We start from the raw sequence: 13422 nt of genomic DNA on the forward strand, positions 1-13422 counted from the left end.
TGCTCTGTCCCCCGTGCCGGTTTACGGACATACTTGGATGAACTGGCAACGACGCCAGGGCGTCCTGGCGGGCGGGCTGAAAGAAAGACCGGAGGTGGCTGTGGCTGAACTCAGCGGCCCCTATACGTATTCGAGTGCGTTGGGTGATAACCAATGCGTGGCGGGCACGTTCCACGCGGAGCTGGACGGCTGGAAGCTTGAGTGGTCGGACGGGATGTTCGAGCTGCACGGCTATGAGCGCGGTGATGTGGTCCCCACGTTGGAGCTGCTGTATTCGCACAAGCATCCGGAGGACAGGCCGCGGTGCGAGGAGATCGTGGCGCAGGTCTGCAGGACGGGCGGTTACTTTTGCATGTACCACCGGATCATCGACGCCAAGGGACGGACCAGGCGGGTATTGACATCCGGTGACGCGATGATGAACGCGGAGGGCAAAGTGACCTCCATTGAGGGCGTCATGGTGGACCTGACCTCCACGCTCCAGCGGGAAACGGAGCGGACAGCCCGGGAAGCGGTAGCCGGCGCCACCTCCACCCGCAGTGTCATAGACCAGGCCCGGGGGATCCTGATGGCGCAGCTGGGAATGGGTTCGGACGACGCCTTCAAGATGCTGGTCAGCACCAGCAGCCACCGCAACGTCAAGCTCGTGGTGGTAGCCGCCGAACTGGTGCAGCTGGCCAACTCGGAAGAGACTCGTGGCTATCTCCCTGATGCTGTGCGGGCAATCCAGCAGGACGGCAGGAAGTTGGCCAGCCGCAGCCGCGCCAGCTAATCCAGCCAGTAACAGGCAGGGCGCACCTGCCGGCTAAGGGCGCATTTCCGCCAGGAAGGTTCTAGTGGTGCTCCACCCAACAGGCCAGGATGGTGGTGGACAGCTGGTAGGCCAGGGCGCTCCGCGTGATGGCGTCCGGTCCCAAGGTTTCGGGCAGGTCCGAGGCGTCCACCTGCAGCACGAAGCTGTCCTTTTGGAACACAGCTGACCCGTCCCCGGTTTCGTACGCCGGAAGTCCCAGGTTGGCCAGGCCCTCGATGGGCGTTGCGCCCACGGCGAGTGCCTGCATGGCGTCGAAGTAGTTCCGCGCTGTGGCCTGGTCCGCGGCTTCCTTCACGGAAATTTCCAGCGGGCCCTCGTCCAGGTGATATATGCAGGTGAACGTGCTGTCAGCCCAGCTGTTCACAGTGTGGGGGTCCTGCCTAAGATCCAGGATCGACGTGAGCCTGTCCATCGGCTGGTCCCCGCACACCATCTTCGACGCCTCGCTCGGTCCCTCCGCGGAGGAGCGGGGAGAAGGTGCGGTACCGGCGTCGTGATGCCCGCCGCTGTGCACGACGGACGGCGAGGCGGCAGAGGTAGCAGCGCCCGACGGCGGTGCGGGCGCCGCTCCCACGGACCCCGCCGCTGCTGTGCAGCCGGAGAGCAGCAGGGATGAGAGTGCCAGCGAGGCCAGCAGGGGAGTGCGGTTCTTCATGGCTCTTCCGTCCTGGCCGCGCCCCTTCAGGGATTCGCGGCCGCCTGTCAGGCTTTGAGTTTTGCGTAGATCACGTAGTTGTCATCAAAGAGGCCGGTGGCGGGATCGTAGCCGTCGCAGGTTATGAGGCGGAGCTCCGATCCTGCGGTGTTTCCATAGACCTCAAGGGTCGGGAATTCGTTCTTGCTGTAGAGCTCGCCGCGGTCAACAGTGAAAACGGCGGTGCTGCCGTCAGTGCGGGACACGGCGACCTCCATCCCGGGAACCAGCTTGCGGAGGTCCGCGAAGACGCCCCCGCGTCCATTGGGGGAGTTCACATGGCCCAGCATGACGGACGGTCCGCGTTCCCCGGGGGTGGGGGAGCCGTTGTACCAGCTGGCAGGAGCCCCATTGCCGTCGTCCTGGGGCACCTCAAGCGAGCCGTTCTCCCGCAGGCCAAGGCTGAGGAGTTCGGTCCGAACACCGATGGCCGGGATTTCCAGCGCCACCGGTTCGGACCGGGACAGTACCGCACGTTCTGCAACAGGAGGCGCGGCGGCAGCGGGGCCGGCCGCGGAAGGCACCGGCACGGCTGAACCGGGCAGGGCACGGGTAGCTGACGCGGAGGGTGCGGCGGAAGCGGAAGGCAGTGAGCCGGCGTCGGGCGTTCCAGTGCTGCCGGCACCGCAGCCGCCCACGGCCAAGGCGAGCAGAAGCCCGGCCGCCGTGGAGGCCAAAAGCCCCCCGCGGCGGCCGGAATTCATGTTAATCACAATGGTGATCAGTCAGCCGGTTCTTAGGCTGCTGCTGCGCTGCGGCGGCGGACAACGTAGGCGCCGCCGGCGAGGGCCACCAGGGCCAGGCCGCCGCCGAGGGCGAGAGCCCCGGTATCAGTACCGGATTCCTGTGCGATGCCGGTGTCGGCGCCGCCCGCAGGCATCTTCATTTGCCCGGCTGTCAAGGTTCCGCACAGGGCAGGTGAGGTGGCGGCAAGCGGAAGGGTGGGTGCGAGGTCGCTCTTTGCGGCCTGGCCGGCTGCGCTGAGGGTGGCGGGGTCAAGGCCGTGAACCACTACCACTGCCGTGCCGGCTTCCAGGGCCGCCTTGGTCTCCGCATTCACTTCGAACGTGCGGTCAACGGTGTACGCGGCGCCCTGGCCGCCCACCTTGAGGTCAAGGCCTGCGGCTGGGCTGGTATCGCCGCTGGTGGAGAGGGTGGTGACGATGCCGCCGTAGGACGGTGCGCCTTCGGTGGTGGAAATGACCTGGTCGCCGTCCTTATCGGCGGAAGGGTCCGGGCAGACGCCCTGCGCTCCGCCATGGATGTGCTGGACGTGCGGGTACGGGGCGTCCATGAAGGTGGCCGGCATGCCGGATACATTCAAAACAACATGGGCCTGGTTGCCGGTCACATCAACAGTGATGGTGCCCGAGCCGGCGCTGCCGTTGAGCTGGCTCAGGGTGGACTGGTAGTGGTCGGCGCCGTCGTGGGCCATGGCCGGGGCGCCCGAAAGTGCAAGGGCGCCCAAGGCGAGGGTGGGAACAGCCATAAAGCGGAGTGTCTTGTTCATCGGAAAGCAGTCTCCTCATACAAGTAACGTTGTCGTCCCAGGTGAGGGACATGAGTGCTTCGGAGCTGCTCCTGTTTCGGATGGGAAAGTGGTGAACTGGAGCACAAGCATCTGCATTGGCGTTGCCTTGGGCCATCATGCCGACGGGCGGGCGCCCCTGTAAGATGGACCGAAGGTGCGCCGGGAAGTCTGGTCGGCATAAATTTGTCGACCCGGATTTGAGGACGCTTCATGAGCAAAACGCCCGCACCCAACCCCGTCCGCTCCACGATCTTCGGGCGCGGCAGCTATGCCGAGTCCCTGCGCATCGGGGAGATCCTGCGCAAGGAGACTGTAGGCGGGGCACTGTTGGTCGCCGCGGCGATTATCGCCTTGGTCTGGGCCAACTCTCCAGCTTCGGATAGTTACTTCGCACTCCGGGACTACAAAGTGGGCTACGAGCCCTGGCACCTTGAACTGAGCCTCGGTGCCTGGGCCGCCGACGGGCTGCTGGCGATCTTTTTCTTCCTGGTGGGCCTGGAGCTTAAGCGGGAGTTCGTGGCGGGGGACCTGCGGCAGATCAGCAAATCGATCGTCCCGGTGACTGCTGCAGCGGGCGGAGTGGTGGTTCCGGCGCTGATCTATGTGGCCATCAACCTGGCCAGCCCGGAGACGCTGCGCGGCTGGGCCATCCCTACAGCCACAGACATCGCCTTCGCGGTTGCGGTGCTGGCCATCATCGGCTCACACCTGCCCAGCGCGCTGCGCATCTTCCTGCTGACCCTGGCCGTGGTGGATGACCTCATTGCCATCAGCATCATCGCGTTCTTCTACACCAGCGACCTGCACGTCATGCCACTGCTCCTCGCCCTGATCCCGCTGGCGGTCTACGGCTTCCTGGCGCACAAATTCCGTTACTTCTTTGGCATGAAAGCTCCGGCGGCCTGGGTCATCCTGCTGCCGCTCGGCGTGGTCACATGGGCGCTTGTCCATGCCTCCGGCATCCACGCCACGGTGGCTGGCGTGCTGCTGGGCTTCGCCATCCCGGTGATCCGCTCGCAGGCAGCAGGGGGCCCGGAAGCGGGACCCGGCTTGGCGGAGATCTTCGAGCACCGCTTCCGGCCCATCTCCGCAGGCGTGGCTGTTCCCATCTTCGCCTTCTTCTCCGCAGGAGTGGCTGTTGGCGGCTGGGAAGGATTGGGCTCCGCACTGGCGGATCCCGTGGCGCTGGGCATCATTGTGGCGCTGGTTTTGGGAAAGCCGATCGGCATCATGGGCACCACCTGGCTCCTGACGAAAACCAGCAGGGCAGAGCTGGACAAATCGTTCAAGTGGATTGACGTCTTCGGCGTTGCCCTCCTGGCCGGGATCGGGTTCACCGTGTCCCTGCTGGTGGCGGAGCTGAGCTTCGGGCAGGGGAGCCTGCATGATGACCACGCCAAGGTGGGCATTCTTGCAGCTTCCCTGCTGGCTGCCTTGCTTGCAACGGCCGTCCTCAAGACGAGGAACCGCCAGTACCGCGCGGCCGAGGAGGCTGAAAAAGTGGACGCGGACCAGGACGGCATCCCGGATGTATACCAGGAAAGGCCCTAGCGCCGGCGGCCGGGGCGGGGGTCTAGCGGCGCACGGACCTGCGCCGGCCCACAACGGCCTCGGCCGTGCCCACCAGGAGCACGGAGGCGATGACCGCCACGATGAAGCCCAGGAAGTTCAGCTCGAAGATGTCGCCGGTGCCCAGCAGGGACGCGACCACGCCGCCGATCACCGAGCCCACGAGGCCCAGCAGCAGGGTTGCCAGCAGGCCCAGGTTTTGCTTGCCCGGCTTGATGAGGCGGGCCAGTGCGCCGATGATCAATCCGGCAACGATGAATCCGATCATGGTGTGCTCCTTCGTGGTGGTAGCGGGCAGGTAATGCCCGGACTGCCGCGGTGGTGCCGCATTGGCTTCATTCTATGCATGGGCGCCATGCCGGCTTTTCCTACGCCTCCAAAACCATCCGGAGGCTGTCCCCGGCCCCGGCCGCACCCCTGCCGCTGATCGCCCCCACCACCACGGCAGCAGTTTCCCGGAGCCTGGTGTTCCGGGAGTTGGAGGACCTGGTGAGTTCGTGAATGGCTTCATCATGGGTGCAGCGCTTCTGCGCCATGATCACGCCCACGGCCATGTCAATCATGGCCCGGGATTTCATGGCAGCGGCCAGGTCGTCACTGGTGTCGCGCAGTGCGGCAAGCTTCAGCGCCAGTTTCAGCGACTTGGAAGCGTTGGCCACAAAGTTCTGCGCGGTGGCAATGTCCAGAAGGGACAGGCTTCCCGGTTTCTCGGCGTACAGGTTGACCACCGCCTGGGCCTCCCCGGAAAGGTGCAGCGGGACAGCCAGGATGCAGCCAATGCCCCGGTCCCTTGCCGCGCCGGTGTACTCGGGCCACCGCCGCTCCAGGCCGACGTCCTGGACCAGAATGGTTTCCTGCCGCCGCAGGGCAGTGAGGCACGGGCCGTCCTCGAACCCGTTCTGGAGTTCATCCAGCGACCGGGCAAGGCAGTCGCTGCTTGCCGCAACCGTGGGTTTCCGGTGCCGTACCACCGTCACGCCGCAGTGGATCGGACTGGCCTCCGTGGACAGCGTGGATGCCGTAAGCGCCGCGAGTTCCTGGAGGAACGAGCTGACGTCCACACTTTTGAGGACCAGTTCCTGCAACCCGCGGCCCTCGGAGAGCCACTGCTCTCCGCTGTCCTCCGAGTCGTTGTTAGGCTGCGCCTGGCTCAACCCCGGCCTCCTTCACCGAAAAACCTCTTCCGGTTTCAGAGGTTACTGTGTCCGGCCCCCGCCGGAAAAGTGGCCATGCTCAGGCGGTGGCCAGCGGCTTTGCCTGTTCCTCCGCATGCCGGATCTCCAGCGCCTCCGGATCCAGCAGCTTCCGCGTGCCGGTTCTGGCGTCCAGGATCCAGAACAGTTCCAGGGCCGGTACGACGTCGGTCACCCGCCCCCGGTGGAAGAGCTTGCCGTTGTGCCACGCTTCGATCTGGTCGCCGATGCGAAGCTGGGCCGTCATTACCTTTGGTGCCTCCATGATGCGGTGCCTCCTGCTGTTGTCTCCCCGTAAGAACAGCTTGCCGTGGGCAGGTTGCTGAAATGTTTCAACGGAGTGTTTTTTCTGTGTCAACAGCAGGAATTACGACGGCGGGCTGGCGCACAGCAGGATCAGGAAGCCGCCTCGCGCCGGGCTGCTTCAACTGCCTCCTCGATGCCGCCTGTCCACGGTTCGCCGTGGCCGGGCAGGACCAGGGAAGCGCCGGTCCGCGCCAGTTCGGTGAGGGTGTCCAGGTTCTGCCGGCTGTCCATGGTGGCGGCTCCTGCCACGATCCGCGGCCCGGTCCGTCCCGAATAGGGATCCAGCGTCACCAGGGCGTCCCCGCTGAACAGCACATCCCGGTCCCGCAGGTAAAGCCCGCAGTGCCCGGCGGTGTGGCCCGGGGAGAACACCACCTCGGGCGATCCCGGAACCGGCAGCGCGCCGGACCCGGCAGGAAACAGCGTCAAATCGTCGACGCCCTTCACCCGCAGCGCGCCGGCCCTGGTCATCCGGGCCAGGACGGGCAGGCCGCCGGGATGCGCCAGCGCAAAGACGAAGCGGGACTTTTCGTGCTGGTACCGGTAGGGGTGGCGGGCGATGAAGGAGTCCCCGCCGTGCACCCATACCGGCACCTTGAATTCCGAGTGCAGCCGGTGCGCCAGGCCAAGGTGGTCGAAGTGCGCGTGGGTGAGCACCACCGCCCTGATATCGCCCACGCTATGCCCCAGGCCACGCACCGATTCCTCCAGCGTCTTCCACATTGCCGGCAGTCCGGAGTCCACCAGGGTGAGCCCGTCAGGGCTCTCCACGAGGTAGAAGTTGACGAAGGCCTCGGAGACGCAGTGCACGCCGTCCGCCACCGTAGTGAATGACGCCCTGCCCGAGGTGGCCTGCGTCATTTCCGCCCCACCACCGCGCGCCTGAGCGCCCGCACTGCGACGACGCCGCCCAGGCCGGCAAGCACCCAGGGCCCGCCCACCAACAGGGGATCAATCCACTGGTGGTTCACGTCGGCGCGCTTTTTCCCGAACCGGGAGCCGAAGCCATCGCGCGAAAACTCGCTAAGCACGCCGGTCTCGGTCACGGGGTTGTCCGGACGCAGGGTGGCGAACGAGCGGAGGTGGTGTTCCCAGGCGTCCACCCGGTCCGCCGCGATAAGGAGCAGCCAGTGCGCGGCCCGGCCCTCACTGTATTTGTAGGCGTACTTCCGGATGGCCCCGGACGCCCCCTTGGGAGGGGTGGAAGTGCCAAAAACGGGCGTCACGAAAGCGTGCTCGATGGACCGCTCCCGGGGCCATTTCTCTTCCTGGCGTTCCGGGAAGTCCCAGTGCGCGCCGGTCTTAATCCCGGGCTGCTCACGGGGGAAGGAGGGCCGGTCCGCCGGGTCGAGGTCCACGCCCCATCCCGGGATCCGGGCCCGCAGGTCCTCCACGGACTCCTTCAGCGCCGCCTTGCCGGCGGTATAAGGCGTTGGTATCTCAGCCATGGTGGTCGTCCTTTCAGGCCGGGGTGGAAACGATGAGGGGCTTGATGCAGTCGTCGAGCTTCGCGGAGAAGATGTGGTAGCCCTCGGCGATGTGTTCCAGCGGGATGCGGTGGGTGACGATGTCGCTGGGCTTGAGGTACCCGTTCCGGATGTGTTCGAAGAGCCGCGGCCACTGGCGTTTGACCGGGCACTGGTTCATCCGCAGCGTCAGGCCCTTGTTTACGGCGTCGCCAAACTTCACGGCACTGAAGATCGGCCCGTACGCGCCCACCACGGACACGGTCCCGCCCTTCCGGACCGAGTCGATGGCCCAGTTCAAAGCGATGGGGGAGCCGCCCTGCAGCTTCAGCTTGGTGCCGGTCACGTGCTGGAGGAAGTTGCCGTCCCCCTCGGCTCCTACCGCGTCGATGACGACGTCGGCGCCGAGGTAGTCGGTGGCTTTCTTCAGGTGCACCACAATGTCGTCGTACTCCACGAAGTTGTAGGTTTCGGCGTGGGCGAAGGTGCGGGCCTTCTCGAGCCGGTATTCCAGGTGGTCGATCACGATGACCCGGCCGGCGCCCATCAGCCAGGCGGATTTGGCGGCGAACAGGCCCACTGGCCCGGCACCGAACACCACCACAGTGTCGCCTTCCACGATGTCGCCCAGTTGGGCGCCGAAGTAGCCGGTGGGCAGGGCGTCCGTGAGCAGGACGGCGTCTTCTTCGTCCATCCAATCGGGTATTTTTGCGGGTCCCACGTCCGCGAAGGGAACCCGCACGAATTCTGCCTGGCCGCCGTCGTACCCTCCGCAGGTGTGGGAGTAGCCGTAGATGCCGCCCACCGCCGTCGCGTTCGGGTTCACGTTGTGGCAGTTCGAATACAACCCGCGGGCACAAAAGTAACAGGACCCGCAGTACACGTTGAAGGGCACCATCACCCGGTCCCCGACCGCCAGGTTCTGCACCGAGGAGCCAACCTCGTGCACCATGCCCACGAACTCGTGCCCGAAGGTCATTCCCACCCGGGTGTCGGGCATCATGCCGTGATAAAGATGCAGGTCGGAACCGCAGATGGCCCCGGTGGTCACGCGGACAATCGCGTCGTTGGGGTGTTCGATCCTGGGAATGTCTTTTTCTTCGACCCGGACTTTGTACGGGCCGCGGTAAACCATTGCTCGCATGTGTGCCGCCTTGGGTTGTTGGCTGGCAGTGCGGTTCCGTCTCGTGCAGGAACCACCCCCGCTGCTTGAGGCGCACCGCGTGCCCTACGTTTCCACTTGGGGCAGGAGCTGGTCAAGGGTCGCTGCGCCGGCACCGGCAGTGGGCGTGCAGGATGCTTAGGGCGCCCGACGGCGGGTAGGGGACAAGGTGAAAGGTGTACCGGCGAAGGGGGAGCGAACAGTGTCACGGGAAACCCGAACGCCGCCGGCGAAGGCGGCAGGCGTCCCTGCCAAGGCCCCGGCCTTCCTGTTCGGCATGGGCATCGGCGGCTTCGTGGACGGCATCGTCCTGCACCAGCTGCTGCAGTGGCACCACATGCTCAGCCACACCGAAAGCGGCAACACCAAAACCGTGGCTGGCCTGGAACTAAACACCTTGGCGGACGGCCTGTTCCACAGCGCCATGTGGGTGCTGGTGGTGGCCGCGGCCGCCCTCACCATCCGCGCCCGCGCGCAGGGGCGCCTATCAGCCAGCTGGAGGTTCCATGCCGGCCTGGTCCTTGCCGGGTGGGGTGTGTTCAACATCGTCGAGGGCCTGGTCAACCACCAGCTCCTCCAGATCCATCACGTCCGTGATGACCTGGGCGGGCCACTCGCTTGGGACTTGGGCTTCCTGGCGGTCAGTGTGGTCCTGGCCGTGGGCGGCTGGCTTCTATTTAGGGGTAGTCAACCGTCTGGAAAAATGGGCGAATCTGACGCAGGATAGTAAGCATGCTGATTAAATCGGCTATCGGAACCGGATCGGTTCAAACAAATCCAGATGTGAGCTCGAGAGGACATACTCATGGTTTTCTTTCACAAGCAGGAACTTCAATACAAGGCGACGCCGGACAAGCCGGACGCCGTCTACGCCCGGAAGCTGCAGGAAGTCCTGGGCGGGCAGTACGGCGAAATCACCGTGGCCATGCAGTACTCGTTTCAGGCCTGGAACGCACACATGCCCGGGAAATACCGGGACATGCTGTTCGGCATTGGAGCTGAGGAATTCGGCCACGTGGAGATGCTCGCCACCATGATCGCCCAGCTGCTGGAGAAAGCACCCCTGGGTATCACCGAGGACGCGGTCCAGGCCGACCCCACCGTCGCAGCGATCGTGGGCGGAACCGACGTCCAGTCCGCCATCGTGGCCGGCGCCGGAGTCCGGCCCGTGGACAGCAACGGCAACCCCTGGCAGGGCAGCTACATCACGGCCAGCGGCAACATGCTGGCAGACTTCTGGGCGAACGCCAACGCCGAAATGCAGGGCCGGCTGCAGGTGGCCCGGCTGTACCACATGACCGATGACCACGGCATCCGGGACATGTTGTCCTTCCTTCTGGCCCGCGACACCATGCACCAGAACCAGTGGATCGCGGCGGCCAAGGAGCTGCAGGAAGAGGGCAAGGAGAATTTCCCCGTACCCAGCAACTTCCCCATCAACAAGGAAATGCGGGATGTCGCCTACCAGTACCGGAACTTCTCCGACGGCCAGGCTGCGGCAGAAGGCTCCTGGGCCAAGGGTCCCTCACCAGACGGCCTGGGCGAATTCAGCTACGTCGCAGAGCCCCCGGCCGGCGTTCCCATGCCGCCGCCCACGCACCCGGATTCCCGCTTCTACGGCACCACAGAGCTGCCGAACATGATGGAGAAGGCTGCGGGAACCATTCAGGACAAGCTCAAGAAGGAGTAGCTGCCGGCGCGCAAAAGGATCCTCGATGCGCAAAACGATCCTCGACGCTCAAAAACGCTGGCGCACCCGGAACTCCGGGGGCGCCAGCGTTTTTGCGCATCGCGGGGTACCGGCCGGATCGAGCTGACAGCACTAAGCCCCCTGCCGGCAGGTCCCTGGAATGACCAGCGGGCAGGGGGCTTAGTTTGTGGTGCCCTACTTGTTGGGGTCCGGATCCTTGACGTCGCGAGGGCCGATATCCGCAGCGCCCAGAATGTCTGCGGCCGGGCTGTCGGCAGGCGCGTGCTCCCTGACGCTCAGCTCCGGGTGGTGCAGGTCCAGTGCCGGCCGCTCCGAACGGATCCGGGGCAGGGAGGTGAAGTTGTGCCGCGGCGGCGGGCAGGACGTGGCCCACTCCAGCGAGGCACCGAAGCCCCAGGGGTCATCCACGGTGACCTTCTTGCCGGTCCGCCAGGTCATGTAGACGTTCCAGAGGAACGGGATCATCGAGGCGCCCAGCAGGTAGGAGCCGATGGTGGAGAACTGGTTCATCCACGTGAATTGATCTTCCGGCATGTAGTCGGCGTAGCGGCGGGGCATGCCCTCAACACCGAGCCAGTGCTGGATGAGGAAGGTGCCGTGGAAGCCCAGGAAGAGCATCCAGAAGTGGATCTTGCCCAGGCGTTCGTTGAGCATGGTCCCGGTGAACTTGGGCCACCAGAAGTAGAACCCGGCGAACATGGCGAACACCACGGTGCCGAAGACCACGTAGTGGAAGTGCGCCACCACGAAGTAGGTGTCGGAAACGTGGAAGTCCAGCGGCGGGGAAGCCAGGATGATGCCGGTGAGGCCGCCGAACAGGAACGTGATCAGGAAGCCCAGGCTCCATAGCATGGGCGTCTCGAACGTCAGCGAGCCGCCCCACATGGTCCCGATCCAGTTGAAGAACTTCACACCCGTGGGAACCGCGATGAGCATGGTCATAAACGCGAAGAACGGCAGCAGCACCGCGCCGGTGACGTACATGTGGTGGGCCCACACCGTCACAGACAAAGCCGCAATGGCGATCGTGGCGTACACGATGCCCTTGTAGCCGAACAGGGGTTTGCGGCTGAACACCGGGAAGATCTCGGAGACGATGCCGAAGAACGGCAGCGCGATGATGTACACCTCGGGGTGGCCGAAGAACCAGAACAGGTGCTGCCAGAGGATGGCGCCGCCATTGGCAGGATCATAGATGTGGGCGCCGAACTTCCGGTCCGCACCCAGGGCAAACAGCGCGGCGGCCAGTGGCGGGAAGGCCATCAGCACCAGGATCGACGTGACCAGGGCATTCCACGTGAAAATTGGCATTCGCCACATCGTGAGGCCGGGAGCGCGCATGCAGATGATGGTGGTGATGAAGTTGACAGCACCCAGGATGGTGCCGAAACCGGACAGCGCCAGGCCGAACACCCAGAGATCACCGCCGAGGCCGGGCGTAAAAGTGGTGTTGGACAGCGGGGTATAGGCGAACCAGCCGAAGGACGCGGCGCCCTGCGGGGTGATGAAGCCGGACATTGCAATGGTGGAGCCGAACAGGAAGAACCAGAAGGCCAGCGCATTCAGCCTCGGGAACGCGACGTCCGGTGCGCCGATCTGCAGCGGCATGATCACGTTGGTGAAGCCGGCGAAGAGCGGCGTGGCGAACATCAGCAGCATCATGGTGCCGTGCATCGTGAACAGCTGGTTGTACTGCTCCTTGGTCTGCAGGATCTGCATACCGGGTTCGTACAATTCGGCGCGGATGAGCAGTGCCATCACGCCGGCGAGTAAGAAGAAAACAAACGAGGAAATCAGGTACATGTACCCGATGGTCTTGTGGTCAGTGGACGTGATCCAGCTGACCACGATGCTGCCCTTGGGGCGCTTGACCACCGAAGGTGCGGCGGTCGCCGACGTTACGCCCATTTTCTGGCCGGTGGTGGTCATTACGGTTCCGTCCTTTGCTGTGCCTGTTCCAGGGCTGGTCGTTCCGGATTCCGGTCGTATTCATCGCCGCGGATGCCGGTGTTGCCCTTGGCCCGGAGGTCGGCAATGTGGCTGTTGTACTCCTGCTCGGTCACTACGCGGACCTTGAAGAGCATTTCGGAATGGTACTCACCGCAGAGTTCAGCGCATTTGCCGGTGAACTCACCGGTGCGGTTGGGAATGATGTCAATAAACCGGTTGTACTGGTTTTCGCCGGGGTACATATCCCGTTTCTGCATGAACTCCACCACCCAGAAGGAATGCTGGACATCGCGGGAGTTCAGCTGCAGCTCCACCTTTTTACCGACCGGCAGGTACAGGGTGGGCAGCCGGTCCGGCGTACCCCAGTTGCCGTCCAGATGGGCCTGAACGCCCGGGTCCTCGTGGACGTCTTCCTTGACGTAGTTGAAGTCCCAGGACCACTGCTTGCCGCGGACATCGATCACCACGTCGGGGTCCTCGAACCGGTCATCCATGGCGCGCTGCTCGCGGTCGGTAAAGACGAACAGGACCCCAACGATCATGAGCGGCACCGAGAGGTAAAAGACCTCCAGCGGGAGGTTGTAGCTCATCTGGCGCGGGAACCCGACCGTATCCTTCCTGCGGCGGTACGCGATGACGCACCACAGGATGAGCCCCCAGGTGATCACGCCGATAACCAGTGCAGCGATCCACGAGTTCACCCAGAGATCCGTGACCAGGGGAGTGTGGTCCGTGGTATCCCGTTCACCGGGAAGCCAGCCGCGCTGGACCTCCGCAGAACACGAGGTCAAAGCCAACAGGGCCGGAACTGTGAGTAATGCGGCAGCCCGCCGCCGTTTGAAAGTGCTTCTTCTAGTGGTGACCACCGCGCGGAATCCCTCCGGAAATGCTCCAGAGGCCCAGCTGCATGAGCCCAATGACCCGTGGCACATGGCCAGCGGGTTTGTGCCCACCCTAACGCGGGAAGGAGCGGAATGGGAAGAGGATAAAACCGCGCCGGAGTGCCCCCGGAGGATACGTAACCAG

15 protein-coding genes are annotated in these 13422 nt (G+C 64.6%); 4 read left to right on the forward strand and 11 right to left on the reverse strand.

Annotated features, from left to right (window positions below; translation table 11 throughout):
* The first annotated feature begins 37 nt into the window (after nucleotides 1-37).
* Nucleotides 38-772, forward strand: coding sequence for a PAS and ANTAR domain-containing protein (locus tag M1D32_RS04590; protein WP_458781159.1), 735 nt, complete (start codon nucleotides 38-40; stop codon nucleotides 770-772).
* 61 nt (nucleotides 773-833) lie between these two features.
* Here M1D32_RS04590 and M1D32_RS04595 read toward each other — a convergent pair whose 3' ends face one another.
* Genes M1D32_RS04595 through M1D32_RS04605 form a run of 3 tightly spaced genes read right to left on the reverse strand, consistent with a single transcriptional unit; the run spans nucleotide 834 to nucleotide 3018 of the window.
* Nucleotides 834-1469, reverse strand: a complete 636-nt coding sequence (locus tag M1D32_RS04595; protein WP_458781160.1) for a hypothetical protein — start codon at nucleotides 1467-1469, stop codon at nucleotides 834-836.
* 47 nt (nucleotides 1470-1516) lie between these two features.
* Complete coding sequence (locus M1D32_RS04600) at nucleotides 1517-2212, reverse strand: sortase domain-containing protein (protein WP_458781161.1); 696 nt, start codon at nucleotides 2210-2212, stop codon at nucleotides 1517-1519.
* A 32-nt stretch (nucleotides 2213-2244) separates the two neighbouring features.
* On the reverse strand, nucleotides 2245-3018 hold the full coding sequence (locus M1D32_RS04605; protein WP_458781162.1) for a hypothetical protein: 774 nt from the start codon (nucleotides 3016-3018) through the stop codon (nucleotides 2245-2247).
* 231 nt (nucleotides 3019-3249) lie between these two features.
* Between M1D32_RS04605 and nhaA the strand changes: the two genes are divergently transcribed.
* Nucleotides 3250-4590 (forward strand): Na+/H+ antiporter NhaA, encoded by a 1341-nt coding sequence (gene nhaA / locus M1D32_RS04610; protein WP_458781163.1) that lies wholly within the window; start codon nucleotides 3250-3252, stop codon nucleotides 4588-4590.
* A 22-nt stretch (nucleotides 4591-4612) separates the two neighbouring features.
* On the opposite strand, the gene M1D32_RS04615 is transcribed toward nhaA, so the two are convergent.
* The 6 genes from M1D32_RS04615 to M1D32_RS04640 all read right to left on the reverse strand — a co-directional run bounded on the left by M1D32_RS04615 (nucleotide 4613) and on the right by M1D32_RS04640 (nucleotide 8717).
* On the reverse strand, nucleotides 4613-4876 hold the full coding sequence (locus M1D32_RS04615) for a GlsB/YeaQ/YmgE family stress response membrane protein (protein WP_163167433.1): 264 nt from the start codon (nucleotides 4874-4876) through the stop codon (nucleotides 4613-4615).
* A gap of 100 nt (nucleotides 4877-4976) precedes the next feature.
* Nucleotides 4977-5762 carry a GAF and ANTAR domain-containing protein gene (locus tag M1D32_RS04620; RefSeq protein ID WP_458781164.1) on the reverse strand — a complete coding sequence of 262 codons (786 nt, stop codon included), beginning with the start codon at nucleotides 5760-5762 and terminating at the stop codon, nucleotides 4977-4979.
* A 79-nt stretch (nucleotides 5763-5841) separates the two neighbouring features.
* The gene (locus M1D32_RS04625; RefSeq protein ID WP_458781165.1) at nucleotides 5842-6066 is read right to left on the reverse strand and encodes a hypothetical protein; all 225 of its coding nucleotides are present in this window, start codon (nucleotides 6064-6066) and stop codon (nucleotides 5842-5844) included.
* A gap of 131 nt (nucleotides 6067-6197) precedes the next feature.
* The gene (locus M1D32_RS04630; protein ID WP_458781166.1) at nucleotides 6198-6968 is read right to left on the reverse strand and encodes an MBL fold metallo-hydrolase; all 771 of its coding nucleotides are present in this window, start codon (nucleotides 6966-6968) and stop codon (nucleotides 6198-6200) included.
* Entirely contained in the window at nucleotides 6965-7555 is a 591-nt protein-coding gene (locus M1D32_RS04635; RefSeq protein WP_458781167.1) for a hypothetical protein, read from the reverse strand. Before M1D32_RS04635 ends, M1D32_RS04630 begins: the two co-directional genes overlap by 4 nt.
* Nucleotides 7556-7568: 13 nt before the next feature.
* The gene (locus tag M1D32_RS04640; protein WP_458781168.1) at nucleotides 7569-8717 is read right to left on the reverse strand and encodes a zinc-dependent alcohol dehydrogenase; all 1149 of its coding nucleotides are present in this window, start codon (nucleotides 8715-8717) and stop codon (nucleotides 7569-7571) included.
* A 220-nt stretch (nucleotides 8718-8937) separates the two neighbouring features.
* On the opposite strand from M1D32_RS04640, the gene M1D32_RS04645 reads away from it, so the two are divergent.
* A complete protein-coding gene (locus M1D32_RS04645) occupies nucleotides 8938-9462 on the forward strand; it encodes a DUF2243 domain-containing protein (protein ID WP_458781169.1) in 525 nt (174 codons plus the stop codon).
* Between the two features lie 78 nt (nucleotides 9463-9540).
* Nucleotides 9541-10425, forward strand: coding sequence for a manganese catalase (locus M1D32_RS04650; RefSeq protein WP_458781170.1), 885 nt, complete (start codon nucleotides 9541-9543; stop codon nucleotides 10423-10425).
* A 195-nt stretch (nucleotides 10426-10620) separates the two neighbouring features.
* Here the strand turns inward: M1D32_RS04650 and ctaD are convergent, their stop codons facing one another.
* Both ctaD and ctaC read right to left on the reverse strand, forming a co-directional pair.
* Nucleotides 10621-12354 (reverse strand): aa3-type cytochrome oxidase subunit I, encoded by a 1734-nt coding sequence (gene ctaD / locus M1D32_RS04655; protein WP_458782103.1) that lies wholly within the window; start codon nucleotides 12352-12354, stop codon nucleotides 10621-10623.
* 20 nt (nucleotides 12355-12374) lie between these two features.
* Nucleotides 12375-13262, reverse strand: coding sequence for an aa3-type cytochrome oxidase subunit II (gene ctaC, locus M1D32_RS04660; protein WP_458781171.1), 888 nt, complete (start codon nucleotides 13260-13262; stop codon nucleotides 12375-12377).
* Between the last annotated feature and the right edge of the window lie 160 nt (nucleotides 13263-13422).

This window comes from Arthrobacter sp. D3-16 (assembly GCF_054408515.1).